This is a genomic window from Saccharothrix sp. NRRL B-16348 (assembly GCF_001280085.1).
Taxonomy (GTDB): domain Bacteria; phylum Actinomycetota; class Actinomycetes; order Mycobacteriales; family Pseudonocardiaceae; genus Actinosynnema.
This window is the reverse complement of sequence record NZ_LGED01000265.1, coordinates 1-25,950: the sequence shown is the minus strand read 5'-3', so window position 1 is coordinate 25,950 and position 25,950 is coordinate 1. Positions and strand designations below refer to the sequence as shown.

Sequence of the window (25,950 nt, the reverse complement as noted above, 5' to 3'; positions counted from 1 at the left end):
CCGCTCCACGAGAGGTCGATCCACCACCATGAAGCAGAAGTTCCTGCTGCGCTCCGCCATCGCGGCGGTGGCCATCTTCGCCGCGCTCGGCGCCTCGGCCCCGGCCCACGCGGTCTACACCACCAAAGTCGGCTCCGACACCACGGGCTCGGAGGCGTGGGGTTATAAGGACGGGTCGTGGACAGTCGAGGACACCAAGTGCGACGGCCACGCCGCCTACGCCAAGCTCAAGGAGAGTGGCGACCCGGACATCCAGCGGAAGAACAACAGGGACGGCTGCAACACCACCGTCTCGGGTGACACCGGCAACACCGTCCTCGAAATCAAGGCGTGCACCGACTGGCCCAACCACGTGGACAGCTGCGGCCCCTGGAACGAATGGGTGTGGTGAGCCGACCCCGGCGACCGCGGCCCCGCCTCCGTGCCTCACCCGGAGGTGGGGCCGTCCCCGTTCCAGGCAAGGGATCGACATGAACACGCACCACGCGCTCCGGGTCGACGGGCTCAGCTACCGCGTCGGCGACCGGCAACTCTTCGAGGACCTGAGCCTGACGCTCCCGCTGGGCCGGTCCACCGCGGTCCTGGGACCGAGCGGCTCGGGCAAGAGCAGCCTGCTGTCCCTCGCGCTCGGCCTGGTCAAGCCCCAGTCCGGGACCATCGAGGTCGACGGCAGGGACATCACCGCACTGCGCAAGAAAGACCTCGCGCGGCTGCGGGCCGAGTCGGTGGGCATGGTCTTCCAGTTCGCCGAACTGCTCCCGGAGCTGAGCCCCGAGGAGAACGTGGCGCTCGCCGCCCTGCTCGCCGGCCGGTCCGGACCCGACCTCGACGCGGAGGTGACCGAACTGCTCCGCGAACTCGGCGTGCCCCGGTCCAGGTCCGTCGCCACGCTCTCCGGCGGCGAGCGCCAGCGCACCGCCGTGGCACGGGCGCTGATCAACCGGCCGCGGTTGCTGCTGGCCGACGAGCCGACCGGATCGCTCGACGAGCGCAACCGCGACCTGGTCGCCGACATGCTGTTCGCACTGCCGGAGCGGCACGGGTGCGGCCTCCTCGTCGTCACCCACGACGAGACGGTGGCGCAACGCGCCGACCACGTGCTCACCGTCCGGAGCCGCGACCTCGTGCCGCGGGCGGCTGCCGGGGGCAGGCGGTGAGCCGACTGCTGCGGTCCCGGCTGCTCGGCATCGGCCGGGCGGCCTCGACCAGGTCCGAGTCCGGCGGCATCCGGTTCGTCGCGCTCGCGCTGGCGAGCCTCTCGCTGGCCTTGGCCACGGCCGCGGTGATCGCGGCGCCCGCGATCGAGTCCTCCCGGGCGAGCCGCATGGTGGCAGGCCACCTCGTGCCCGCCGGACCGTCGACGCCTCCGGGATCGACGGTGCGGGTCAAGTTGGTGATCGACCACCTGCAAGGGGGCAGGCAGTACGCGGTCGTCTACCTCTCGCCGGCCGGCGACGACGCTCCCCTCCCTCCCGGGCTCGCCGAGTGGCCCGAGCGGGGCGCCGCCGTGGTCTCGCCCGAACTGCTCCGGGACGGCGCCGACCAGGGGATCTCGGGACGCTACGGCCGGCTCGTCGGCACGATCGGCGAAGCCGGCCTGGCCGACGCGACCGAACTGCTCGCCTACGTCCGCCCCGCGCAGGACATCACCCCGGAGGTGGGCACCGCGGTGTCGGCCTTCGGCGGCTCCGGTCGCGTGGTGCCGGCCGAGAACCTCCACTGGCTGGCGGCGGACCAGGACTTCTCCGCGGACGCCCTGGTCGTGCTGCTCGTGCTGCTGGGCCTGGTCCCGTCCCTGCTGCTGGCCCTGGTGGCGTCCGGCGTCGCCGCGCACTCCCGGGATCGGCGGGACGCCCTGATCACGGCCCTGGGCGGTCGGCTGCCGCACCGCCTGTTGATCGCGCTCGGCGAGGCGTGGGCGCCGGTCTCCCTGGGCGCGCTCGGCGCGGTCGGCGTGATCGCCTGGTTCGCCGCCGCCGACCGGCGCCTGCCGCTCGTGGACTACGTCGTGCCCGGCGCGGACGTTCGCGGCCTGTGGTGGGCGTTCGCGCTCGGCACGCTCGCCGCCGCCGCGTTCGTGCTGTCCGCGGCGGTCCTGCGCAGCGCGATCAGCGGGTTCGGCGTCAACCGGCCGTTGCGGGAGCTCGCCGGACGCACGCGTGGCACGCGGGTCGCGCTGTTCCCGTGCTTCGTCCTCCTCGCCGCTTGGGGGCCGTCGCTGTTCTCCCCCTTCGAGCTCACGCACGTGCTCGTCGCGTACGCGGGGCTGGTCGGCGCCGTGCTGACCATGCCGACCGCGATCGGCGTCGGAGTCGGCGCGCTGGGGCGTGCGTTGGCCCGGGTGGGCCACGAGCGCGGCCGGCCGGCGCTGCTCACCTCCGGACGTCGGATGGCCCACCGCCCCGACGCGATCGCCCGGCAGGTGCTCGGGGTGTGCGCCTGCATCTTCTTCCTGTTGTTTGCCCTCACCATGCAGGGCAACTTCGCCGCCACCGCCGAGAAGTCCGACGGGTTCGTCGAGGAGCACGGCCACTCGTTCGTGGACGTGCACCCGCGCGGTCCGGCCACTGTTGAGGCTGTGGACGCCTTCGTGGCAGCCATTCCGGATGGCGTCGAAGTGGTCGCCTACACGGTCACCAGGACCAACCGCACCACGCAGATCCACGTGACGGGCGACTGCGCCGTGCTCGCATCGCTGACGTTGCCGTGCGCCGCGGAGCAGCGGGCGGTGCGCGTCGACCCCGCCGAGGCCGCGTTCGCCGCCTGGCTGCTGTCGGCGGGCAGCGGGCGGGCGCCGACGCTGACCGCGTCACCGGGCACCCCGTCGTCGGGCCTGGCGGACGGCCGCATCTCGTTGCTGGCCTTCACCCCCGACGGTGGCGACATCGCGCCGGGCGTGCTGAACAACGCCGGCGTCGCCTTCCCGTTCGGCGTGGCGACCAGCGTGCCGGGCGAATCCTGGCACGTCGGCGCGGCGCCGCCGTTGGAGCAGTCGAACTGGATCGCGGTGATCGGCGGGTACGGGCTCGCCGTGCTCATCCTCGCCACCGGGCTGGGGCTCGCCGGCGAGTTCCTCCGCTTCGGCCGGGCGATCGCGCCCGTGAGCGTCCTCACCGGGAACCGCCGGATCTACTGGCGCGCTTCGGCTCTCGTGTCGCTGCTGCCGTTGACGGCGGCGGTCGCGGGCGGGCTCGTGGTCGGCGACTTCGTGGTGAGTCCCCTGGCCAGGACCGAGCTGGACCTCGTCACGCCGACGTTCGTCGCGGTCTGCTGCGCGGCGGCGCTCGTCGCCGGGCTCGTGGTGTGGTCGTGGTCGGCGGCGGCGGCCATCGGCTCGGCCGACCGCTGGCGGCCGGGGCGGGGCGACGACTGAGCTGTTCCCCGAGCCGCCGCGTGACCTCCTGTCCGGTGAACGCCTGACAGGCGCGGTCGAGCCGCGATGTCACGATGCGGCGAGCACGTGGCGGGGCTGGGGGCGGGGGCTCATGGAGTTTCGGGTGTTGGGACCGGTGGAGGTCCGACGCGGCGACCGGGTGGAGGTGCTGTCCGGTCGGCTGCAGCGGACCCTGCTCGGCGTGCTGCTGGAGCGGGCCAACCAGCCGGTGCCGGTGGACGTGCTGACCGACGCGCTGTGGGGCGACCGGCCGGACCCGCGTGCGGCGCAGAAGCTGCAACTGCACGTGCACCGGCTGCGCGGCGTGCTGGACACGCCGGACCGGCTGTCGTTCTGCCCCACCGGCTACCAGCTGCGGACGCGGCCGGACGAGGTCGACGCGGAGCGGTTCGAAACGCTGGTCAAAGCGGGCGTGGCGGCCTCGGGGTGCGAGCCGCAGCGCGCGATCGAATCGCTGCGCGCCGCGCTGACGTCGTGGCGCGGCGCGCCGTTCGCGGACGTCGAGGTGCCGGTGCTCGCCGACTGGGCACGCCGCCTCGCCGAACACCGCCTCGCCGCCGTCGAGTCGCTGTACGAGGCGGAACTCGCCTGCGGCCTGCACGAGGCGGTCATCGGCGAACTCGCCGACCTGGTGCGCGAACACCCGTGGCGGGAACGGCTGCACGGGCTGCTGATGACCACGCTGCACCGGGCCGGACGCCGGTCGGAGGCGCTGGAGGCGTACCGCCGGGCGCGGCACGCGCTGGTGTCCGAACTCGGCCTCGAACCGGGGCCGGAGCTGCGCGAGCTGCACCGCCGCATCCTCGCCGACGACCTGCCCGCGCCGCGGCCCGAGGTCGCGGTGGGCCGGGACGTGCCCGCCCAGTTGCCGCTGGACGTGCGCGGGTTCGTCGGCCGGGAGGCGGAGCTGGCCGAGCTGGACGGGTTGCTGTCCGCCGAACCGCCGGTGGTGGTCTCGGCGGTGACCGGCACCGCGGGCGCGGGCAAGACGGGGCCCCGAATCTAACACACTGATACAAAGCCCCTGGTCAGGCCGATACGCGCAGGTCAGTCGACGTCGTCCTCTAACCAGCACCGCCACCCGGCGTAGGCAACGCTGTAGATCATGATCGCCCCGCAGGTGAACTGAACGAACCCTCGGCAGTTGATCAACTCCCACAGCCACAGCAGCGCCGTCACCCACCACGCTGCGGGGATCACGACGACCGCTTGCGGGACCGCTCACCCAAGGTGTCCACGATGTGTTGACGCGTCTGGTCGTCACCGTCTACGAACGCCTTGACCAGTGCCTCGGCCAGATCCTGAGCGTCGGTGATGACGTCCGGATCGCGGGGTGCGTGAGCCTCGGTCATGGCGTCACCGGGGCTGGGAGGAGTTCAAGCGCCGTGAGGACGTCCGGGAAGGTGTCCTGAGCGCTCCAGAGGACGTCACCGTCCGGCCCGAGGCGTACGGCCCGAGTAGCCATCACCCCAGCCACGTAGACGTGATCGGCCGTGCGGTCTCCCCACATGCGCACCCCGCTGACCGCAGCGAGCATTCGATGATCAGGCGGTGGAATAGGCGCGTCCCGTGTGGGGTCCCACGTTCGCCACACCGTCCGCCACTCGCCCCATGGGGGGCCGGGTAGCCATTGCAGCGCGGCTACGACATACGCGAACACCGGCCATCACCTCCAGAACTGGTAAACACGTCCTAACCAGTTCGATACTCTGGCAGTGATGTGAACGACTGGTCAATACCAGTTCGCTCGAATGAGGCAGCGATGCTCGGTAGGCTCGATCAACCGGGCGGAGGGAGCGGAAGCGATGATCGACAAGACGAGTGGGGTGCCCGCGTACCGCCAGGTCGCCACGGACATCCGCGCAAAGATCGAATCCGGTGAGTACGCGCCCGGCGCGCCGATTCCGTCGGAGCGAACGCTGGTCGATCAGTACGGCGTGAGTCGCCCGACGATCCGCGACGCCATCGCGCTGCTCCGTCAGGAAGGCGCGTTGATCGCGGAACACGGCCGTGGCGTGTTCGTCCGACCTCGGGCCACTGTGCAGCGGCTGTCAAGGTCGAGACTCTCCCGCGATGCCCGCACGGCCAACCGAGGCGCGTTCCTCGGAGATGCCAGCGCCGGAGGGTTCACGCCCTCGACCACGGTCAAGATTAGGTTCGAGCCTGCCGACGAACGCACGGCCGATCTTCTCGGGCTCGACGCAGGCGAGGAAGTCACCGTCCGAGACCGCGTCATGCGCGCAGACGGGTTGGCCGTAATGCTTGCTGTGTCACGACTTCCGCGCTCGATCACGCGTGGCACGGCGATCGAGGAAGTGAACACGGGCCCTGGTGGTGCCTACGCGCGCCTTGAGGAGAACGGGCACACGCTCACGCACTTTGAGGAGATCGTCTCGGCGAGGATGCCGACACCCGAGGAAGCGTCGATCTTGCAACTGTCGTCAGGCGTACCCGTGGTCAGGGTGACTCGTGTCGCCTACGCGGGTCGGGCGGTCGAGGTCAACGACATGACGCTCGCAAGCGATCGTTACGAGCTGATCTACCACATTCCGGCTGACTAGACCGTGAACCCCGCACCCTCGACAATCAGTCGGGAGTGAGTCGCGAGAACCTGAACGGTGTTCGCGGCACCGATCTTGTACCCGCGCAGCTTGATCGTGTAGCTACCGGCCGCACCGAGGGTGTGCACCCATTCTCGGGAGGATCCATCACGGCCCGTTCGCTGAACGTTCAGGTCGCCTGTGAGGGCCGCGCTGGCACCACCGAGGGTAGAGGGTGCCCACGCCTGGAAGATACCGATGTCGGCAATACCGGTGTTCTCGATGTCCATACTCCCGGTGATCTTCACGACGACCGATGCCACGAACGTAGTGATGGTGATCGAGCACCCCACCAGGTCGGCAATGGTGGTCGTCATAGACTGGTTGGTGGTCTTGTTCGCCTGCGCGTACTTTGTTTCGAGCGCGTTGAGCTGAGCGGCAGTGACCTTTTGGCCTGCTGTGAACGTCATGACGGGCTCCTTTACAGGCCAAGTCGGAACGAATCGAGCACGTGAACTTCAGCCCCGCTGCTGTGCGTCTTGACGACGCCGTTGACGGAACGGGTAACCGTGTAAACCTGAGGTGATGTGGACCCCGTGACGGCCGTGACGGTCATGATTTCGCCACCGATGACGATGTCGAACGGCTCTTCAGTCGTCGTCCACAGATCCTGTGCATACGTCGTGACGACCGTGACGTCGGTTTCGGTCGTCGTCAGATCCTCGTTGATAGTCGAGCTGCCCGAGTCGAGCACGTACTCACTCGAATCGAGCACCGCGATTTCGTACGGTGATGCCGGGGCAGCGGTCACGTTGAACATGCCCCGGTGATTGACGAAGCTCTCCGACGTGCCACGGGCAAGCTGAGACACCGGGTCGTAGACGCCTACAGCCGAGGTGTTCTCGATGACGACCTTGTCATCGATGTCGAGGTCGAGGAGCGCATTCTTCAGCGCCGCGCCCTGAGGACTGTCGAGGTCAACGCGCACGTCTGGCCAGCGCGCCTCGTCTACCGTGCCCTTGCTCAACCGCCACGACGCGTGATCCCGCAATTCCACGTCCCGGTAGACGTTCAGGTCGAAACGACTGTCATACCGACCGACCCCGTCCGGGTAGTCCTGCACGCTCATCCGGCCCGTACTCAGTTCCTCGCGCGCGCTACTCCCGTTGATGTTCTTGGCCTCGACGTCGTTAACCGTGTTGGTGTCGTCCTCGACAGGGCGGAACGGGTGTGCAAGGTCGTTGTTCGCGACGTCGAGAGTCAACGCCGCAGCTTGCGAATAGAGCGACCTACGCGTGCGATACGTCAGCCCGAGAACCCCGCGCGACTCGAACAATGTCCCGCCGTCCGTGGATTCACATTCGCGGAGTTGTTCGAGCAGCGTTTCGACCCGCTGCGTTCCCATCTCCGTGGTGTCGTCAGCCTCGGACTCGACATACGTGAGCGGAATCCCGTTCGCCTCACAGAGTCGAATCATCCGATCGAGCGCACGCTCGCCACGGTAAGCCTGAAACAGGTCGGTGATCGTCACACCGAGGGGGCCCCCGTTGTTGCGCACCCAGATGTGGCCCATTGTCGCCTCATCGAACGTCGCGCTCTGAAACGGATTGACGGTGACCCTAGTGGCTGCTCCAACTGTCTGATTGTTGATCGTGGTAGTCACGCCGAGGCTGACACCGGGGAGGGCGTCGTAAGCGCTGTAGCCCCACTCCGCATCGATGTTCGCGCCATTCTGCGAGAATCGCAGATACCAGAACATCTTCTCGCCACTCATCGCGAATCCGACGGCCGTCACGTCGTAGAGCGTCGATCCGTCACGACCATTGACAGTCAATGTCGCAGTGTCGCCCGCACTGTTGTACGAAAGGGAGATACGGTGCGCGGATCCCATGGTCTCGATCTCGATCAGGCGGACATTCTCGCCCCACCCAGCGTCGGGAACTGTCACGATGAATCGGACGTCAAGCGCACCGCTGAGGGTGTACTCGGGAATATCTCCGACCCACGTGCTCCCTCTGACAAGAGGCAGGGGTTCGGTCGAGTCGAATTCGTCGTATTCACCGAAATCAGGTGATCCGGTGACAACCATGGCCGGGTAACCGGGGATGCCCGAGGCGACACTGGTCGCTGTCTTCCCGTCCTCGCACGGCCAGTACGCCTTGAGGTTCGTCCCGGCCACGTCAGGGATTCCCTGCCTTAGCGTCGACCGCAGCGGGGACGTGCCCTGCCCGAGGCGGCGCAGGATCCCCGCAGCCTCGATCGCCGAGTAACGATCCTCATTGCTGACATCGGAGTCCGTGGGGAAGTTGCTCACCTCACCCGCGAACCTCGGTGACATCACCGTGAAGTTGTCGATCGAGAACACGATGGGGAGGGGGTTGGTATTGCCCGCAGCCACACCGCAGCGGACGCCTACAGCCCCCGCTTCGGTGATCGTGTCGTCGTGAACGGTGACGTCCCAGTCGAGAGGCTCACCGTCGCTTGCGTTCCACACCTTCGCCCTGAGGGTCTGCCCCTCGGCCTGAGCGCGGACACGCAACGTCTGACCCGTGTGGGTCAGCGTCGTCGTCACAGGGGTAATCAGCTCCCCACCGGTGACATGGTGAAAGGTGATCGTGACCGCCTCGGCCGCAGTCACCACCAGCCGGACCATGTAGTAGTCGGTGAATGACTGGTAGCGCAGGATCAGGTTGCCCGGTTCGAGCTGCGCACCGAGCACGTTGACAACCGGGAGGATGACGTCCGTCTGCACGTCGACATTGCGGAACGACACATCATCCATCACCACGTAGCGGTAGGCACTCGTGGTCGGAACCGACAGCGTGCCCAGCCCGGACGCGACGTTGAAATCGGAAGCCTGAACGGTCCCGCCGAAGCCGTTACCCGAGTAGGTCTGTCCGGAATCGGACGTCCCGAATCCACTCGCGACCGTGCGATCGAACGTGTCCTCCGCGATCACGCTGCGGACTTCCATGGGCACGTTGCGGCCGATGCTGCCATACCACTGACCCATTGGATTCCGCATCGAGAAGTCGCCGCTGCGGTTATCGAGGGTCAGGGAGCAGGTCTGCGGATTCGTGACGGATTCCTCATCGCTGCGACCACGTTCGATCTCGATAGCGGAGCGCTGATAGACCTTGTCGGTAACGTCTTCCCACTGCCCACCGAGGAACATCCGCGTACGGATATCGTGTCGAATGCTCATGCGCGCTGAATCCTCCGACCCTGCTTACGTGCCGCTTCCTCGATGAGAGCGAGCATCACGTCACCCAACTTGCTGCCATCGCTCCCGAGAATGAGCGCCCCGCCCTCTTCCTGATTGACCTTGTTACGTGACGTGACACGCTCCCCGGCCTGAAGCAATGCGAGCTGCTCACTACCCGGAGCGCCGGGCACGATTCCGCCCGTGTGAAACTTGGGGATCCTCGGAGCGGAGAAGTTGTTCCCACCGATGCCGGGGACCCAACTCGGAACCGTGAAGCTCAGCCGCCCGACCGTGTTGTTCCAAATGTCCGCGACGAAGTTGAACGCCGACCGGAAAGCACTCTTGATGCCGTCACCGATGCCCGAGAACACTCGACCCACAGCCCCGGCCACCGACTGAAAAGCCCCGACCAACCAATTGAACCGACCGACAATCCAATCAATGGCAGTCGAGATCGCATTCTTGACCGCGTTGAACACGCCGATCACGATATTGCGGAACGTCTCGCAGTTGTTCCACGCCCAGATGATCCCGGCGACGAGTGCCGCAATGGCGAGAATCACCAGGCCGATCGGGTTGGCCGTGAGTGCGGCATTCAGCAGCCACTGAACACCGGTCCACACAACCGTAGCCGCACGGACCACGGTCATGATCGCGTTGTAGGCAGCCATGGACGCCGTGATGCCCTTGACCAGCAACGCGAATCCACCAACCGCGATGGCGAGCGGAACAATGACGCCGCTCCATTGCGCCAGGAATCCGATCAGGCTGCCAATGGCTGGGATCAGCCAATTGACGACGCTGAACAACATGTCCAGCGCGCTCGCCCCACCCGAGGCACCGACGCTGATGTTCTCAAAGAACTTGCCCAACGCCTCACCCGTTCCGGCAAGCCCACGGGAAATCGAATCAATGGGCCCCGCGGCTGCCTTCACGCCCTTTTCCAAACCGGGCATCACATTCTCGACCAGCTTGAGCAAGCCGGTCGCGAGCTTGTCGACATAGGGTGCAGCATTGGCGAACATGTTCGACAAAGAAGGGGCAATCCGGTCAAAAGTAGAACGTGCCTTTTCCGCGATCCCCTGGAGAACGGGAACAAAGGGTGCACTCATTTCGGTGACCTTGGCCTTGACATGATCGGCCAAGCTCGAAAACGACTTCTTGACCGCCTCGTTCTTGGACGCCACCAACACGCCCAAACCGCCGACAGCCAACCCCAGACCCGCAAGGGCACCACCGGCGATCAGGGCGCTACCGGCCGCTGCTCCACCGATTCCCGCCACACCTAGCGCAGCCACGCCTGACGCCTTGCCTACGACGTCGCGCATGTTCCGGGCACTCTTACCGATCTCGTCGTTGGCTTCCACAATCGTAGAAGCTTCCGAGTCAATCCGCTTAGACAGACTGCCCAATTCACTGGTTACCGATTGAAGGGCCCTCGTGAGGTCCGAGTGGTCGCCTGCAAATTCAAGGGTGACCTTTGGTCCCGCCATGATCAACCTCCCTTCGGGTTCAGTGGGGCAGCGGCCTTCTTCAATTCGTCGGAGAGCGTCTGAGCAACGTGTGAGCGCTGGTCCTCGTACGCCTTCCAGATGTAGCGGCCGGACTTGTGGAACTTGCGAATGGTCGCCTTCTTGCGGCCGACCTTCCCGCCGAAATCAAGCCACGCGTAGTACGGGAACTTCTTCCCACCGGCGCTGACACGAGCTGCTGTGCGCGTACTCGCTGCCTTGATCGAGGTCGAGGCGTGCCCACCCGCAGCGGGCCCGACGGGGATCTTCGGTTTCGCCTCGTTCACGATGATGAGAGCGGCCTTGTTACCCGCGAGTCGCAGCGCTTTGGGAGCGTCTTTGTCGAGAGAGCGGAGGCTACGGCTGAGTTGCTTGAGGCCCGTAACTTTGATCGCGCCTTCACGTAGTGCCATAACCGGTCACCTCCTACTCTTCGCCTTGAGCGCTTCCAGCTCTTCCCGCTGCGCGATTCGCGCGTAATACATCCCCCAGTAGACGAACTCCTCGTTGCTCATCTCGCGCATTTCGTCGACCGTGCGCGAGAGCTTTTGAGCTAGGAAGAATTCGAATTCCTTCTCGGGGTTCTCTTCGAAATCAAGAACCGCTGCTTTTGGCGGCACCAACACTCAGCCCACTGAGCTGGGTGATCGCCTCGGTGACGGGGCTCAGCTCCCCGGCCGGAGCGCTGCCGTACCACTCGGCAACGTCTTCCTTGCTGAGCTGCGGCTCGACCAGGGCGAGCGCGATGAGACCCTGCTCCAGCTCGGCCACGTCGACTTCCCCCTTGCCCTGCAAGGAGATGACCTCTTCTCGGGTGAGTGCGCGCACCTTCACGTCGCCCACGTCCGGGATGGTCACGGTCTGGGTCCTGGTCCTCTTCGCGAGGATCTGCTCACGTGTCAGCACGTCACACCTGAACCGTGTCGGCGATGTCGTCCGAGAACTGCAAGGTGGCGGAGAAGGTGATCATGTCGGCGACCGGTGCGGTCTCCTCGTACGCCGTCACGATGACGTCCACCGTCGCCAGGGGCTTGCCCGTCCCGGTGCCCTCGGGCTTGTACGTGAACGGGACCTCAGCTCCGCCCACAAGCGGCCGGAAGACCACACCCGGACCCGTGAGGGCGGTCGAGTCGTAGATGCCCTCCACGGTCGCCTCACCGTCCTTGAGGCCCGACGCGTAGACCTTGCTGTTCTTGCCGAACGTGGTGACGTCGTGCGAGTCGGCGTTGCGGTTGAAGGCGACGTTGTTGCAGTAGGTCGAGATGTCGTCACCGTCGATCGTGATGACGACGCCCTTACCGTGGATCTTCGCCATGTCGGCGCTCCGTATTCTGTTGTGGGATTCAGTTGTGCGAGGAGCAGTTAGGCCCCGTCGCCGATGACGCTCACGGTGAAAGCAGCCGCCAAGTAGAGGACTCCGCTGACCTCGATCGCCTCGACCCTGGCCTCGGTCACCGTCACCGAGTCGCACGCCGTGTACGTGCCTCCGTCGATCGCTTGCTTGATCGACTGAGCGCCGGAGCCGTTCATGTAGGGCCCCAACAGGATCCGTGCCGTTCGGGCATCGGTCCGTCCTGTTAGGACCCAAACTTCAAGCTCCGCGGAATCGCTGCCGCGACCCATGGTCAGGTCGTAGCGGATGGGGTCCGGCCACCTGATCAGCGCCATGGGCGGGTTCACCGTGTCCGAGTCGTAGGGCGCAACCCGCAGCCCCGCAATCACGTCCACCGCGTCGGCGATCTCGTCCATGACGTCGACGATGTTCACGCCGCACCCCAGACCTTGCGGTAGGGGCGCAGCATCTGCGCCACGTCCGGATCCACCCTGTCGAGCAGACGCACGGACGCGTCGCCCTCACCCGCGATGCCGAACGCAGCCTCACGACGCATGAGGAATCGACTGGCCTGCAACAGGGTTGCTTGCATGATGGTGGTCGGCACCGACGTCCACCCGAACGTCCCGACAACCTTGATCGCGTCGACACGCGCGCTCACCGTGACAGGTGACGTGGCGCCGATGACGATCTTGTTCCAGGGCTTGCCATCGGCTACGGCGTTGAGGGGTCCCAAGGTGTAGACCGTGACAGCGTCGGCGTACGTCCCATCGTTCAATGAGTCGTAGGTGACTGTCAGCCCTGTAGTCGTTGGGATGTCGTCGGTGTCGACCACCCACTTACACAGCGCGGGGTCCCATCCCGCCGTGTAGTACCTGGTTTGCGCTGCGGACCCGAACTGCCTGTTGCAGAAGCGTTCCACCGCGCGAGAGGCAGCAGCGATGGCGTACTGCATCTCGATGTTGTCGACGTTGTCCTCGACCCGGCGGTAGTCCGCCAAGTCGAGGACCGTGACATAGTCGGGTTTCCATGCCATCGCTGCCACCTCCTCTATTCAGATGTGTTGTGCCACAAGGGTTAGACAGCGTTGATCAGCACGCGGAAGGCGTTGGCGTCCTGCACCACGGCGTCCGCGCGCGCGTGCAGCGAGTACTGCACCTGACCCTCGTTCACCCGCGTGTAGGGGTCGACCACGAGGCTGAACCCGGACACACGCCGGATGATGTAACCGGCGTTCAGGTCACCGAACGCGCCCCACTTGTTGGTGCCGCCGTCGGTGTAGGTCGCCCACGCCTGGTCGATCACCACGGGGAAGCCGAGCAGTCGAGCAGACGGGGCACCGGAGATACCGTCGGTGCTCATGTTCAGCAGCGGACGCGAGTTGCCGTCGACCAGCTTCTCGATCAGCGCGAGGGTGGCGTCGTTGAACGTCCAGACGCACTTGCCGCTCGCCCGGTAGGCCGGATCCACACCGTGCACCGCGTCGACAAGCTCGGCATAGGTGATACCGGCCGAGGTGAACGCCGTGCCAGCGGTACCGGTGTTGACACCGAACGGCTCGGTGGTGCCGGTACCGGTCACCCAGTCGACAGCCTGCTGACGGGCGATACGCGTAGTCAGAGCGTCGAACACCTTGGACTGCACGTTGAAGTTGGCGTCCTGCAACAGCTCGACGCTGACCCTCAGCGGCAGGTTCGAGGCACCCGGAGCGACGTATTTGAACGCCCCCAGCGTCTTCTCACCGAAGACCAGGTCCGCACCACCCGAGGCAGGCGCGGTGCCCTCAGCGGCGATCACACCCGCGTTTGCGGTGTCATCCAGCGTCACCCACGTCAGCGGCTCACCCGAGGAAGTGGTGATCTCGTCCGCGACGGACGCGACACCGCCGAACGCCTTCAGGCGCTCGGTCATCTTGCTCAGCAGCGTGGTGGGGACCGCGTACCCACCCGCCGAGTCCGTGCCCACGGACTGAGCGCGCAGCTCGGTGATGTCGGAGTTCTTCTGCCCGGTACGCGCGTAGTGCATGAAAGCGCGCTCCAAGGTGTCGTCTTCCTTGGCCGGGGCGACGTGCAGCGCGGAGGTGACCACGGAGTTGTAAGCCGCGTTCCGCTTCTGGATCTCCTCGGACTTCTGCGCCCGCTTGAGGTCGCCCTCAAGCGCCTCGTATCGCGCGCACTGCTCGTCGGTGAGGGAATTCTCGCCCGCCTCGTCCAGAACGGACTGCATCGCGGCGAGGATCTGATCCTTAGACATTCTTGCCTCTATTCGATTATGAGATTCAGTTATGCGGGCACGCGCCCGGTTATGGCAGATACACGCGTGCGCGTGCCTTGATCAACTGACTACGCCTCGAAACGATGAGGCGATCCTCGGAGCGAGCCTCGGTCGAGGCCCCGATGTAGGCCGGGAAGGTGACAGGACTTACGTCGACAAGTCGCCTCACGGAAGTGTGGGTGATGGCATTGCGCTTCTCGTCCACCTCGTACTCACCGGGGACGAATCCGAAGGACGCCCCATCGATATCACCGCGCTCGACCAGTTCCCGCACGTCCCTGCCGAGCTGAGTGTTCGGGAGGTCGATCTCGAATTCGAGTCCGTGCGAGTCGACACCAAGACGGAGCGTGTTCGATTTCTGTCGCCCGAGCAGCATCGAGGCGTCATGGTTGAAGAGCGCACGAACGTCGGTTTCACGGTCGGCGAGTACGGAGTCAAACGCGGATCGCGCGATGACCTCCTTACCCATCCAACCAAGATCGGTGGTCTGGTCGAATACCGACGCGTACCCACCGAGCTTGTTACCGCTGATCTCAGCGCGGCACTGGACATTGACCCTCGTGAGGTTCATTCCGCTTCACCTTCCGTTTTCGGAGGGCTTCCCGCGGGCCCCATTCCGGCAGGCAGTCGCAACGTGTCGCCACCGGGAATCGGAGGCAGATTGCGAATCCGACGCCCCTCATTCGGGGTAATGAGTCCGCCGTTCACTTCACTGAGAATGAGTGCGATTTCGTCCTCGGGTGCCGGCTTGATGAACGCCGTGTAGTCGAATTCCGCAGTCTTACCCAGAGGCAGTAGCAGAGTCAGGCGTTCCTGAATCGGCGTCGTGAGGTTCGTGAGCGTGTAGCGCGCCAAGCCTCGGTTCTGCTCGGCGACACCGCTACCCCAACTGGTCTGCTTCTCGACCTGAGAGAGCAGATGCGGCGGAACACCAAACCAGCGGGAGACTTCCTCGACGCTGAATGCGCGCGACTCGATGAACTGAGCATCCGCAGCGGTCAGCGTCATGGGGTGGAACTTGAGTGCCTTGCTGAGTACCGCGACACTCCCAGCGTTCTTTGTGCCGGTGAACGCCTTGTTGACCGCAGTCTTGATGACCTCGGGCTCGTCGCCCTCTAGATCGCTTTCCGCAGCGTCGGGGGTGATGAATCCCGAGATGCTCAATCCTGAGCTGAACATGCGGCCCGCCTGGCGGTCACCGCTAATGCCGGTCGACAGGGAGACGCGCGCCTTCTCGATGCAGCTCAGACCGCGCAGACCATCGAGGCTCAGCCCCATGACCTGCGTCATCGAGGTCGAATCGAGGACGACGTTCTTGCCATCCTCAAGGTGAATGGTGAACTTCTTACCGCCCGGTCGGCGATCATCCCATTCGACCTCGACTGACAGCGGGTGCACCGGGTAGAGCGCCACCAGAGCACCCGCGCCGTTGTAGACGTGCTGCAAGAACGCATTGCCGTGCAGCAGCAAATGAGTGGCTACGAGCTGCTTCCACTCGGACGCGGTGAAACGACGGTCCCTACCGCCCGGCGAGTCGAGGAACGACTTCGCGCGCACCTTCTGACCATCGGTCTCGGTGAGCGTCCGGAGCGGCAGGGAACCAATGCTGCCCGCTACCAGCGAAACGGCCCTGTAGACCGCGCTGAGCGTGAGAGCAGTGCTTTCGGTAACGGTGGTGGAACCGTCCGAGGGTAGCCCGAGGAAGGCGAGCAACGCGGGGTCGCCGACTGACATGGTGGGTGCCGAGCGCGCCTCCACGGGCGCAGCCGTAGCGCGCCTCCAGAACTTGAGTCCCATACCCACCCGCTCTTCAGTTGTGTTTCCCGCACCATCAATGATACAGGTTCGTACCAAGGTTTGTACCGTGTTTGTGCCGCATATCACAGAATGATAACGGCATAGGCCTGGTACAAACTCTGATACAAGCTGTATCATGGAAGGTACAACTACATAGAGGAACGGCCCATGACTGTTTCGGAGGCGCTGGAGAAGGCTCTGAGCGCGCTACCAGACGGCGTCGATCAGCGGGATGAGGCGATCGTTCAGCTCGCCCGCGTGTATGCCGCCGCGCTGGACACGACGAAAGACCGAAACGTGCTCATCCGACTCGGCGCTGAGTACCAGTCGTGTCTTGAGACGTTGCATCTCACCCCCCGTGCGCGGCAGGCCGTGAAGGGGGGTAAGAGCGATGACAGCAGTAGCCCCCTCAAGCGGGTACGGGACGAACTCGCCGAGCGACGGAATTCGGGGTAAGCCCGTACCGAGGCTATGGACTCCGCCACTGCGGGAGCTGACCCGAGAGACGAGCTACGGCTTTTACGTCGTCGACTTCGCGCGGGACGTCCTCGGCCAGGAGCTGGACCCGTGGCAGGAATGGGTTGTCATTCACGCGGGCGAGCTGCTCCCGGATGGTCGCCCGAGGTTTCGCAACGTCCTGGTCCTGGTGGCGAGACAGAACGGGAAGACGTGGCTGCTCAAGGCCCTCTCGTTGTACTGGTTGTTTGTCGAGCGGCAGAAGCTGATCTTGTCGACCTCGACCAACCTCGACTACGCGCGTGAAGTGTGGAGCGCTGCGGTCGACATCGCGGAGGCGAACCCGTGGCTGCGGGATGAGGTCGAGTCGGTACGCAAGGCAAACGGCGAGCAGACCCTCACCACGGTTGACGGGTGCCGGTACAAGATCGCAGCGTCGAACCGCAAGGGCGGTAGGTCGCTCACGATCAACCGCCTGGTGTTGGACGAGCTACGGGAGCATTCCTCGTGGGACGCGTGGAACGCCAGTACGAACGCAACCAACGCCATTCCCGACGCTCAGGTGTTCGCCCTGTCGAATCAAGGGGATGACACGTCAGTCGTTCTCGACGCGCTACGGCAGGACGCTCTGACGTTCTTGGAGACCGGACAGGGTGACTACCGCCTCGGCCTGTTCGAGTACAGCGCCCCGGACGGGAGCGCTCCCACCGACCTCGACGCCCTGAGTCAAGCGAACCCGTCCCTCGGGATCCGGATGGACGTCGAGACGCTCATGGGTCCGGCGCTGCGTGCCGAGGCTGCGGGTGGGGAGCAACTCGCCGGGTTCCGTACCGAGGTCATGTGTCAGCGGGTGCACCTGCTCGATCCGGCTATTGACCCCACCTGGTGGGGACGCTGTGGCACCGAGGAACCGTTGCAGCTAAAGGACTTCCGCGATCGAGTGGCGCTCTGTGTGGACGTCTCGCTTGCAGGTGATCACGCCACGCTCGTGGCGGCAGCCAAGATCAACGGCAAGGTGCACGTCGAGGTGATCAAGGCGTGGGAGGGGTACGGCTGCCTCAAGCTCGTGCGCCAGGAGCTGCCCGCGCTCGTGAGGAAGATCAAGCCGCGCGCTTTCGGGTGGTTCCCGATGGGGCCCGGTGCTCAGTTGGCCGCAGACCTGGCGGACCGCAAGCACCGACGCTCCGCCGAGGCGTGGCCGCCCCCTGGTGTGGTCGTAGAGGCGCTGACAGCCGAGACAGCCGCCGTGTGCATGGGGCTGAGTGAGCAGGTGCTCTCAGGCGACCTCAGCCACCCAGACGACGACGTGCTGAACGACCACGTGCGCCGCAGTCAGAAGCAGCACACGGCGGGTAGGTGGACGTTCGCCCGCACCGGTAGCGAGTCGATCGAGGGTGCCTACGCCCTGGCCGGGGCTGTGCACCTGGCACGCACGCTCCCACCGCCTCGGACGCCGCTCACGGCTGCCTGAGATGCCAAAGAACCTCACCCGCTGCAACGAGTGAGGTTCCTGAGCGTTAGGGGAGAGAGAATAAGTAGAGCCGAGGTGATCTAGGGGGTGCATAGGCCCGAACTTTTGACCCACCCGGCCTACGTGATCACATCTACCAGTCAGTGACCTTCTTCGATTTCAATCCCGTTGACTTTGGCTTCCCAATGTGTTGATTGCATGATGTGCAACAAGCAGCCAAGAACCGAGGGTCATCACCACTCACCTCACGTCCAAGCACATGGTGCACACATTGCGCTTTACCCGTGCACACACGTGGGATTCGCACCGCACAATCACCATTGTTCTCAAGCTCATTCTGCCTGAGCACTGCGGCTCGTATCTTCCGCCAGGTATGGGTACCCCCGTTATCCCACGCTCCCATTGCCTACTCCATTCCGTCCAGCTTCTCGCTGATCGACTCGATGCGGGCGAGCAATCGAATCAGTCGGTATTCGAGCATTGCGATTCGTACTGCGGGGTCGGCCATGGCCGTGTGCCGTTGCTGCATATTCCGCATAGCGTTCCGCGGTGACATATCGCTCATTGTTACGCATCCTTCCGTGAGTTCCGTCGATAAACAGCGAGCTTGAGAATCGAGTAATCCGGCCGCAGCCCTGCCGCACGCAATGCCGAGACGCTCTTGGTGATGCCGACGTGGTTCGGGATATCCATCGAGTCGAGCAGGGCAACCCACTCGCCCACGGTCGCGTTCCCAAGCTCCTGAGCGCGGTTGTCGAGCTGCTCCCCGCTGCCGTTGATCAAGGCTGCGGTCTGATAGGTGAACGTGTGAGACGCCGCCCAGTAGGACGTCAAATCGCTCTCATCACGCTCGATGTGGTCGTAGTTCAGCATCGGGTCTACCTCGTGTTCAGTTAGAAGGGGCCTTGCGGGCCCCTGAGTGCTCCTCTCGCGGGTTTTAGAGGCGCTCTGATAGGCGAGTATGGGTAAGGCGGTCAGGACGCCTTAGGGCGGCGATTGCGCGAGTTCTCCGACGGGGTGAGCAAGCGCAGGTGATCCTGGTTGAAACAACCCGGCGTGAAGCACAGGTGATCAACGGTCATCCCGGACGGGATCGGGCCGTACAGGCAGGCGTACGCCAGGCGGTGAACGAGCACCTGCACCTTCCGGCCGCCGCTCCAGAACTGCACCGAGCGATAGCCGTTCTTGTTCGGGGCGTACCGCGAAACAATGCACCCGCCCTCAAGACGCTCGTAGTGATTACCGATGCGCTTGACGATCCGCAGCGGCACTTCGATACGGTCGTCCACGGGAATGGTCTCGTCAAGATAGGTGCTCATCGGGACGTCTCCTCGTTCAGTTCCCTCGCGGCGATCTCACGGGCAATCCGGCGCTTCTCTTCTTCGACAAGCCTCCGCATCTCGGCCTCTTCGGCCTTCTTGCGCTTGGTCGCCCTAGCGTCGTCTCGCTTCCGCTGCGTCTCCATAGTCAGATCCCAGCGACGCTCGATCTCCTTCTTGCGGTATTCCGGGTCCAGGATCTCCCGCAGCCACGATTTGAGTAGCAATTCCCACTTCTCGGCATCGGTCCTGCTGCTGGTTACTACCTGGAGATCCAAGCAGTCCTCTTCAGTGTCGAGCGTGATTCCGTTGCTGCCCAGGTGGGCCGACGCGGGCTCGGCCATGTGCGAATCACCGACGGCATCACAGTTGTGCCGTTTGCAGTCGCCGTGGTGCAGAACAGCGGCATAGAGCCGGGCCATCAAGCCGACGACATTCATGGACTCACGATCACGGTCAGAGTCGCTCATGTCCTCGGGCAGGTCGGCCCAAATGTCGATCAGCCAATTGCCGAGGTCGGGGCGACCGGGGTAGGTCTCCTTGCCGATACTGGTCTTGATCTTCAGGTTCTTACTCATCGTCGGGTACCTCTCTCAGGATTCGATCGTGTACGACCAGGACGAGTCACCGTCGCTGGGTGGAATGGTGATGCCGTCGTCTTCCGTGGCCTTCTGGTCTTCGGCCGCGCACTTCTTGATGTAACCCAGCGGACGTTCAACCGGGCTCTTCGACCTGGCGATCTTGTTATCGACGTAAGCCGCCGCCTCGTCCGTAGTCAGGCCCATCGCCTCGACCACATACCGCACTGCGGCGCTTTTGTCCGACGACCCCCGGCCCCGACCCGAAGGGAGGGGTTCGGGGTCGTTGTCAGTCGTAGTTCCCTGACCTAGGTCACTGTCCCTCGGCCTGAGGGCCTCGGACTGTGACCTAGGACTGAGGGTGGACATCTGGGTGTCCATAGAACTGTGGACATCTGGGTGTCCATAGTCGTGCCCAGAATGTCCATAGTCCTGCTCTGAATGTCCATAGTCAGACGGGAGGGTGAGGGCGTACACGCTGGCCTTACCAGCGCTGTGGCCACGCTCCAGGCACGCCAACCACCCGCGTTGGATCATCTCGTCACGCTGCCTGCGCACGGTTCGCTCGTTCACGCACAGTTCTTTCGCGAGCGTGCCCAGCGAGACGTATCCCTTCCCGGTGATGTTGACCATGTGCGTAGCGATCACCAGGAGGAGGAGCATTTGAGGGCCGCGAACGTCGGGTGACGCACGCAACGCCCGTTCCCAGGTGAACCGAGGGGTTGCCGTGATATACTTGTTATAGTTCTTCGTCGGGACTACCTCGGCCCCTCGCGACTGGTCCTCGCGAGGGGCTTTCTCGTTGTTCACGCGCCCTCAACCTCCGCGACGGAGAGCAGAGACGCGAGGCGCTGGAGCTGCTCAGGGGTCAACGGAGGCGCAGTCGAGACGCACTCGGAGATCGCCTCTTCGAGTGTCAGGAACTTGTGCGTGCGCCGCGTGACGGTGGCCTCGACGGATTCGGGCCCGTGGAATCGAACAGCGGCGGCCAGTTGCGCACGAGTACGCCTAGTGGCTTCGGACACAGAAAACACCCACTTCGTAGACAGAGTGATCTTGCCCGTGGCTATCTCTGTGTGAAGGGGGTGTTGTGTGAGTGTGCCTTGGAGTCCTGGTTGCCACGGGGATGGCACCTACAAGATTGGCACATGCACCAGCGTTAGCACAAGCAATTGTGCGGCAGATCACGGTACGATCACGAGAAAATTACGGTACGATATATGGTTGCACGAGAAAACCCCTGGTCAAGGCGCTGACCAGGGGTTTCTTCGTCTATCTACGAATCAGGTCACTTCCAGTCGATCCGCACCGACTTCGGGTCGAAACCGCTGCCCTTACGCGTCGCGGGCACGATCGTCACCGTGCACACCGTGTCGACCACGAGACGGCGCACGGACAGCGGAAGGGCCCCGAGTGCTGCCCTGACGTCCTCGGCTCCGATGAGGGCGAAAAGAGGCGACTCAACCACCGCGTCGGCCATTTGCTGATCGAGCACCGCAAGCCGCGCGCGCCCCTTCTCCGTGGCTGCGATCATCTGCGCCCTGTCGATCAATCCCATCGCTCGATCCTCGGCAAGCCCCGTCAGGTTCTCCCGGATCGCGTCGGCTTCGAACCTGAGCGCGGCTACGTCGATCTTGCTCTTGGGCTTGGCGAACAGTCCGACTGCATCCGGCAGGGACAGGCGAGCAGCAACGGCCCCGAGCACGAAGTCGTCAACCGGCTTCTGAGCGCGCGCCAGGTGCGCGGACTTACGGCAGCGGTATCGGGGCTGCGGACGCTGTCCGAGGGTCACGTCCACCGACGTCCCGTCATCGCACCGCCCGCAGAGGTACACCCCGGTTCCGACGTACTTCGGAGCAGCACCGGGGCTCGTGTTGCGGTTCGGGTCGGTGAGCTTGCGTTGCACCGCGCGGAATACGTCCTCAGGCACGGCAGCGGGATACGGGGCCTTCCCGATGACCTCACCCCTGTAAACGCTGAGGGCCGCATTCCGGGGCCTCAGGAGGACGTCTCGCAGCGTCTCGGCCGTCCAGGGTGCCCCCGTCACGGTCAGGGCCTCAGCGCCCCTCAGTTCCAATGCCATCGATCGCAAGGACACCCCCTGCAAGAGCCGCCGCGAACAGTTCTTGATCACGGCGTACTCATCCGGGCGCGGCGTGATCCCATCGGGTTCGAACCCGTACGGACGCGTACCCCCGCCGAATTCGCCCGCAACGGCCTTGCGCTCACGGGCAGCGGCTACACGTCGGGACGTGTCGCGTGACGACTTGTTCCCCATCGTGACCATGACTCGCGCCATGGTGATCTCACCGTCAGTGCCCCCGTCCGTGAAGGTCAACGACCCACTCAGCGACCGCGCATTGATCTTGTGCGCCTCGGCCACGTCGATGAAATCTTCGAGGTCCCGAGGGTCGCGCATCGTCCGGTCGAGATCCTCAGCCAGGATCGCCTGTGCCCGCCCGGTGGCGAGATCATCCAGAATGCTGCGGAACCCAGGGCGGACAACTCGCAGCGCCGTCGTTCCGTCCGGGAGGGTGATCTTCTGGCGCTTGAATGCGCTCGCCGAGCGCTGACGTCCGTTCTTGCTGACGACGTCGTTCTCGATCACCACGCGGTGCACACCCCAGCCGAGCAGCGCCGCGCGCTCCCTCAGCTTCTGCTCACGGGACTCGAACGACTTCCCGATTCCTTCTTCGCTGAGGTCTTCCGCGCGCAGGTCAGACAGCCTCAGGTAGAGGTCTGCCATGATCGAGGGGGCGCACTTACTCACAGTTACAGAATATTTGTCGGTCATAGACACGACGTGGGCGTTGATCGTCATCGGGGCGCTCCGGGCTGTGTGTCACAACCCCGCCTTGGGCAAGACGGCGCTCGCCGTGCGCTGGGCGCACCGGGTGCGGGACCGGTTCCCGGACGGGCAGCTCTACGTCGACCTGCGCGGGTACGGCCCGGACGAGCCGGTGTCGCCCGCCGAGGCGCTGGCCGGCTTCCTGCGGTCGCTCGGGCTGGACGGCGCGGCGATCCCGGAGTCCACCGAGGAGCGCGCGGCCCACTTCCGGACCCTCCTCGACCAGCGCCGGGTGCTGATCCTGGTGGACAACGCCCGCACCGTCGAGCAGGTGCGCCCGCTGCTGCCCGCCGGCCCGACCTGCTTCGCGCTGGTGACCAGCCGGGACTCGCTCGCCGGACTCGTCGCCCGCGACGGCGCGCACCGCATCGGCCTCGACCGGCTGTCGTCGGCCGAGGCCGTCGCCCTGGTGCGCGAGCTGCTCGGCGCCCGCGCCGACCTCGAACCCGAGGCCGTCCGCACGCTCGTCGAGCGGTGCGCGCGGCTGCCGCTGGCGCTGCGGATCGCGGCCGAGATCGTCCGGTCGCGGCCGGGACGCGCCATCGGCGAGCTGGCCGGTGAACTCGCCGACCGGCAGGCCGCGCTGGACCTGCTGGTCGCCGACGACGACCCGCACACGGCCGTCCGCGCGGTGCTCTCCTGGTCGTACCACCGGCTCGACCCCGCCGTGGCCAAGGTGTTCCGGCTGCTCGGCGTGCACCACGGGCAGGACGTCGACGTCCACGCGGTCGCGGCGATGGCGGGCGCCGGGACGCGGGAGACCCGCCGGGCGCTCGACGCGCTGGTGCGCACCCACCTCGTCGACCGGAACTCCGACGGTCGCTACCAGCCGCACGACCTGCTGCGCGCCTACGCCGCCGAACTGGCCGGGACCACCGACGGCGAGGCCGACCGCGCCGCCGCGCTGACCCGCCTGTTCGGCTACTACCTCGGCGCCGCGTCCGCCGCGATGACCGTCATCGCCCCGCACGAGGCCGAGCGCAGGCCGGAGGTCGCCGCACCCGACACCGACGCGCCGGTGTTCGACAGCTACGACGCGGCGTTCCGCTGGCTGGACCGCGAGCGGGCCAACCTGCTCGCGGCCACCCAGATCAGCGGACCCGCCTACGTCGTCGCGGTGTCGGACACCGTGTGGCGCTACCTCAACACCGGCGGGTACCACGACGACGCCATCGCGCTCCACACGCGCGCGCTCAACGCCGCCCGACAGCTCGGCGACACCACCGCGGAGGCCAACGCCCGCCGGGTGCTGGCCGCCGCCGTGCTCCGGCTCGGCCTGCCAGGGCAGGCGATCGACCACCTGGAGCGCGCGCTGGCCCTGTATAGGCAGGTCGGCGACCGGTCCATGCAGGCCGCCACGTTGAACAACATGGGCGTGGCGAACTGGCGGCGGGGCGACCTGGCCGAGGCCGGGGACCACTTCCGCCTCGCGCTGGGCCTCTACGAGGAACTGGGCGACCAGCGCCTGCGTGCGCCCGCCACCAACAACTACGCGCGCATCCTGTACGCCCTGGGTCGGTACGACGAGGCGTGCCGGCTGTCCGAGCGGGCGTTGGCCATCGCGAGGGACACCGGGAACCGGACCAGCGAGGCGAGCGCGTTGTACGGCCTGGCGCAGGTCAGCGCGGCGCACGGCCGCTACGCGGAGACCACCGACTACGCACGCCGTGCCCTGGCCATCGCGCAAGCCACCGGCCACCGCAGCCTGGAGGGCACGGCCATGCGGATGCTCGGTGTCGCCCGCCACCACTCCGGCGACCTCGCGCAGGCGTTCCACCACCTCGACGCCGCGCTGCGCATCGCCCGCGCCGTCGGCGACACCGACCAGCTCATGACCGCCCTGAACGCCCTGGCCGCCGCCCACGCCACCGCGGGCAACCAGGACGAGGCCCGACAGCTCTACCGCGAGGCCTTGGCGGCAGGCGACCGAACCGGCCACCTCGACGAGTACGCGCACGCCCTCGCCGGCCTGGGCGACGTCCACGCCACCCTCTCGGACCACGACCGCGCCACCGACCACTGGCGACGCGCCCTGACGATCTACCGGGACCTGGGCATGCCCCAAGCCGCCACCGTGGCCACCAGACTCGCCCGATCAACCGGTGACCGCACGCCCTAGCCGGGCACCTCCCACCGCACCCCGTAGGCCAGCCCCGGCGTGAGGTGGCGGAACCTCAGGTGGATCTCGCCCGCCTGGTCCACCGGGTGCCGGTGACCGTGGCCGGCGGGGTCGGCGCCGTCGTGCCGGTGCGCGCCGTGCAGCACCCACACGCGTGGCGGGGTGGACGTGCCGCCGAAGCGGACCCTCAGGTCCAGCAGGTCCACCGGGTGCTGCGGCACGTGCACGAAGTACGACCGCGACGCGTCCGCGACCGGCGGGCGGAAGCGGATCGCGAAGTCGTGCGACCGGCCGCCGTCCACCGGGCTCGGCAGGGCCAGGGTCCGGGTCGCGCGGTCGACCAGCGTGCCGCCGTACAGCACCCGCACGTCGAGGTCCGGCCCGTCCAGCGGCAACGGCGGCGTCAGGGCCAGCTCGCGCAGGCCGTCCCGGTCGGCGACGACCCGGTGCCGCTCGATCACCTCGGGCCGCGGCCGGTCCAGGGTCAGCACGGCGTGCAGCTCGGTCGTGCGCCAGCCGCCCGGCAGCCCGTCCGGCCGGGACCGGGGCACGTCGACGGCCAGTTCGGCGAGGTGGTTGATGGCCTCGTCGACCCGGCGGCGGACCGTGCGCGGGTCCCGGTCCATCCGGACCGCCGCCCAGTACACCCGGTCCTGGTAGAGGGGCAGCCGGGCCTCGTCGTCGATGGCGAACGCCGCGAGCGTGGCCAGGCGCAGGTCCGCGGGCAGCCGGCCGGCCAGCTCGGAGAGCCGGTCGGACACCTTCCGGCGGATCGCGCCCGGCGCGTCGCCCTCGGCCACCCCGCACGTCGCGCGCAGGCTCGGACCCACCCGGTCCCCGATCCGGCCCGCCAGCACGCCGCGTCCCTTGCGGAGCGACTTCAGCTCCCGGACCAGGTCCGCGTACCCGTTCATCGCCTCACCCCCGTTGATCTCCACGGTGTTCCGCCGTGCAGGGTGCGGCCGGCCAGTGGACCGGAGGTGGACACATCGTGGATGGCCTAGGCCCAATACCAGTGACTTAAGGGTTATTGCGGTAGGTTGTGGGTTCTGGAGGTGTCTGGATGCCACGGCCTGGGCAACTGAAGCCCGAGACGGATGCGCGG

28 protein-coding genes and 1 pseudogene are annotated in these 25,950 nt (G+C 66.0%); 8 read left to right on the top strand and 21 right to left on the bottom strand.

What is annotated here, in order from left to right:
* The first annotated feature begins 28 nt into the window (after positions 1-28).
* From ADK67_RS44150 to ADK67_RS44135, 4 genes are all read left to right on the top strand, one after another.
* On the top strand, positions 29-391 hold the full coding sequence (locus ADK67_RS44150) for a hypothetical protein (protein ID WP_053722591.1): 363 nt from the start codon (positions 29-31) through the stop codon (positions 389-391).
* Positions 392-470: 79 nt separating this feature from the next.
* On the top strand, positions 471-1,157 hold the full coding sequence (locus tag ADK67_RS44145) for an ABC transporter ATP-binding protein (protein ID WP_053722590.1): 687 nt from the start codon (positions 471-473) through the stop codon (positions 1,155-1,157).
* Entirely contained in the window at positions 1,154-3,373 is a 2,220-nt protein-coding gene (locus tag ADK67_RS44140; protein WP_053722589.1) for a hypothetical protein, read from the top strand. Before ADK67_RS44145 ends, ADK67_RS44140 begins: the two co-directional genes overlap by 4 nt.
* A gap of 124 nt (positions 3,374-3,497) precedes the next feature.
* Positions 3,498-4,400: an AfsR/SARP family transcriptional regulator gene (locus tag ADK67_RS44135; RefSeq protein WP_063797931.1), complete on the top strand. Its 903-nt coding sequence runs from the start codon at positions 3,498-3,500 to the stop codon at positions 4,398-4,400.
* 41 nt (positions 4,401-4,441) lie between these two features.
* Here the strand turns inward: ADK67_RS44135 and ADK67_RS51900 are convergent, their stop codons facing one another.
* Positions 4,442-4,594: a hypothetical protein gene (locus ADK67_RS51900; protein ID WP_157621584.1), complete on the bottom strand. Its 153-nt coding sequence runs from the start codon at positions 4,592-4,594 to the stop codon at positions 4,442-4,444.
* Positions 4,591-4,746, bottom strand: coding sequence for a hypothetical protein (locus ADK67_RS51895; protein ID WP_157621583.1), 156 nt, complete (start codon positions 4,744-4,746; stop codon positions 4,591-4,593). The genes ADK67_RS51900 and ADK67_RS51895 overlap by 4 nt, the downstream gene beginning before the upstream one ends.
* Before the next feature lie 453 nt (positions 4,747-5,199).
* Between ADK67_RS51895 and ADK67_RS44125 the strand changes: the two genes are divergently transcribed.
* Positions 5,200-5,955, top strand: coding sequence for a GntR family transcriptional regulator (locus ADK67_RS44125; protein ID WP_053722598.1), 756 nt, complete (start codon positions 5,200-5,202; stop codon positions 5,953-5,955).
* On the opposite strand, the gene ADK67_RS44120 is transcribed toward ADK67_RS44125, so the two are convergent.
* From ADK67_RS44120 to ADK67_RS44075, 12 genes are all read right to left on the bottom strand, one after another.
* A complete protein-coding gene (locus ADK67_RS44120; RefSeq protein ID WP_053722587.1) occupies positions 5,952-6,404 on the bottom strand; it encodes a hypothetical protein in 453 nt (150 codons plus the stop codon). The two genes, ADK67_RS44125 and ADK67_RS44120, sit on opposite strands and share 4 nt — an antisense overlap.
* A gap of 11 nt (positions 6,405-6,415) precedes the next feature.
* Positions 6,416-9,139: a hypothetical protein gene (locus tag ADK67_RS44115; protein ID WP_053722586.1), complete on the bottom strand. Its 2,724-nt coding sequence runs from the start codon at positions 9,137-9,139 to the stop codon at positions 6,416-6,418.
* Positions 9,136-10,632 (bottom strand): hypothetical protein, encoded by a 1,497-nt coding sequence (locus tag ADK67_RS44110; protein ID WP_157621582.1) that lies wholly within the window; start codon positions 10,630-10,632, stop codon positions 9,136-9,138. Before ADK67_RS44110 ends, ADK67_RS44115 begins: the two co-directional genes overlap by 4 nt.
* A gap of 2 nt (positions 10,633-10,634) precedes the next feature.
* Entirely contained in the window at positions 10,635-11,063 is a 429-nt protein-coding gene (locus ADK67_RS51890) for an HK97 gp10 family phage protein (protein ID WP_157621581.1), read from the bottom strand.
* 6 nt (positions 11,064-11,069) lie between these two features.
* Positions 11,070-11,276 carry a hypothetical protein gene (locus tag ADK67_RS51885; protein WP_157621580.1) on the bottom strand — a complete coding sequence of 69 codons (207 nt, stop codon included), beginning with the start codon at positions 11,274-11,276 and terminating at the stop codon, positions 11,070-11,072.
* Positions 11,245-11,508: a hypothetical protein gene (locus ADK67_RS44105; RefSeq protein WP_157621579.1), complete on the bottom strand. Its 264-nt coding sequence runs from the start codon at positions 11,506-11,508 to the stop codon at positions 11,245-11,247. Before ADK67_RS44105 ends, ADK67_RS51885 begins: the two co-directional genes overlap by 32 nt.
* Before the next feature lie 49 nt (positions 11,509-11,557).
* On the bottom strand, positions 11,558-11,965 hold the full coding sequence (locus ADK67_RS44100; RefSeq protein WP_053722583.1) for a hypothetical protein: 408 nt from the start codon (positions 11,963-11,965) through the stop codon (positions 11,558-11,560).
* 47 nt (positions 11,966-12,012) lie between these two features.
* On the bottom strand, positions 12,013-12,417 hold the full coding sequence (locus ADK67_RS44095; protein WP_053722582.1) for a hypothetical protein: 405 nt from the start codon (positions 12,415-12,417) through the stop codon (positions 12,013-12,015).
* Entirely contained in the window at positions 12,414-13,019 is a 606-nt protein-coding gene (locus ADK67_RS44090; RefSeq protein WP_053722581.1) for a hypothetical protein, read from the bottom strand. Before ADK67_RS44090 ends, ADK67_RS44095 begins: the two co-directional genes overlap by 4 nt.
* 41 nt (positions 13,020-13,060) lie before the next feature.
* Positions 13,061-14,209, bottom strand: coding sequence for a phage major capsid protein (locus ADK67_RS44085; RefSeq protein ID WP_197289913.1), 1,149 nt, complete (start codon positions 14,207-14,209; stop codon positions 13,061-13,063).
* A gap of 76 nt (positions 14,210-14,285) precedes the next feature.
* Positions 14,286-14,828 carry an HK97 family phage prohead protease gene (locus ADK67_RS44080; RefSeq protein ID WP_053722579.1) on the bottom strand — a complete coding sequence of 181 codons (543 nt, stop codon included), beginning with the start codon at positions 14,826-14,828 and terminating at the stop codon, positions 14,286-14,288.
* Positions 14,825-16,015: a phage portal protein gene (locus tag ADK67_RS44075; RefSeq protein ID WP_197289912.1), complete on the bottom strand. Its 1,191-nt coding sequence runs from the start codon at positions 16,013-16,015 to the stop codon at positions 14,825-14,827. The genes ADK67_RS44080 and ADK67_RS44075 overlap by 4 nt, the downstream gene beginning before the upstream one ends.
* 207 nt (positions 16,016-16,222) lie before the next feature.
* On the opposite strand from ADK67_RS44075, the gene ADK67_RS53165 reads away from it, so the two are divergent.
* Together ADK67_RS53165 and ADK67_RS44070 are read left to right on the top strand one after the other, a co-directional pair.
* A complete protein-coding gene (locus tag ADK67_RS53165) occupies positions 16,223-16,510 on the top strand; it encodes a terminase small subunit (protein ID WP_197289911.1) in 288 nt (95 codons plus the stop codon).
* 190 nt (positions 16,511-16,700) lie between these two features.
* On the top strand, positions 16,701-17,981 hold the full coding sequence (locus tag ADK67_RS44070) for a terminase (protein ID WP_231648664.1): 1,281 nt from the start codon (positions 16,701-16,703) through the stop codon (positions 17,979-17,981).
* A 567-nt stretch (positions 17,982-18,548) separates the two neighbouring features.
* Here ADK67_RS44070 and ADK67_RS44065 read toward each other — a convergent pair.
* From ADK67_RS44065 to ADK67_RS48450, 6 genes and pseudogenes are all read right to left on the bottom strand, one after another.
* Positions 18,549-18,854, bottom strand: coding sequence for a hypothetical protein (locus tag ADK67_RS44065; protein WP_053722577.1), 306 nt, complete (start codon positions 18,852-18,854; stop codon positions 18,549-18,551).
* Positions 18,855-18,955: 101 nt separating this feature from the next.
* Positions 18,956-19,300: an HNH endonuclease signature motif containing protein gene (locus ADK67_RS44060; protein WP_053722576.1), complete on the bottom strand. Its 345-nt coding sequence runs from the start codon at positions 19,298-19,300 to the stop codon at positions 18,956-18,958.
* Positions 19,297-19,878, bottom strand: a complete 582-nt coding sequence (locus tag ADK67_RS44055; protein WP_053722575.1) for a hypothetical protein — start codon at positions 19,876-19,878, stop codon at positions 19,297-19,299. Before ADK67_RS44055 ends, ADK67_RS44060 begins: the two co-directional genes overlap by 4 nt.
* A gap of 15 nt (positions 19,879-19,893) precedes the next feature.
* Complete coding sequence (locus tag ADK67_RS53160) at positions 19,894-20,097, bottom strand: hypothetical protein (RefSeq protein WP_197289910.1); 204 nt, start codon at positions 20,095-20,097, stop codon at positions 19,894-19,896.
* A 309-nt stretch (positions 20,098-20,406) separates the two neighbouring features.
* Positions 20,407-20,541 (bottom strand): annotated as a pseudogene (locus tag ADK67_RS55570) (helix-turn-helix domain-containing protein); the annotation flags it as partial.
* Positions 20,542-21,166: 625 nt separating this feature from the next.
* Positions 21,167-22,699, bottom strand: a complete 1,533-nt coding sequence (locus tag ADK67_RS48450; protein WP_197289909.1) for a recombinase family protein — start codon at positions 22,697-22,699, stop codon at positions 21,167-21,169.
* Between the two features lie 34 nt (positions 22,700-22,733).
* On the opposite strand from ADK67_RS48450, the gene ADK67_RS44035 reads away from it, so the two are divergent.
* Positions 22,734-24,845, top strand: coding sequence for an ATP-binding protein (locus ADK67_RS44035; RefSeq protein ID WP_197289908.1), 2,112 nt, complete (start codon positions 22,734-22,736; stop codon positions 24,843-24,845).
* On the opposite strand, the gene ADK67_RS44030 is transcribed toward ADK67_RS44035, so the two are convergent.
* On the bottom strand, positions 24,842-25,759 hold the full coding sequence (locus tag ADK67_RS44030) for a hypothetical protein (protein WP_231648663.1): 918 nt from the start codon (positions 25,757-25,759) through the stop codon (positions 24,842-24,844). The genes ADK67_RS44035 and ADK67_RS44030 overlap by 4 nt on opposite strands.
* Positions 25,760-25,950 lie beyond the last annotated feature (191 nt).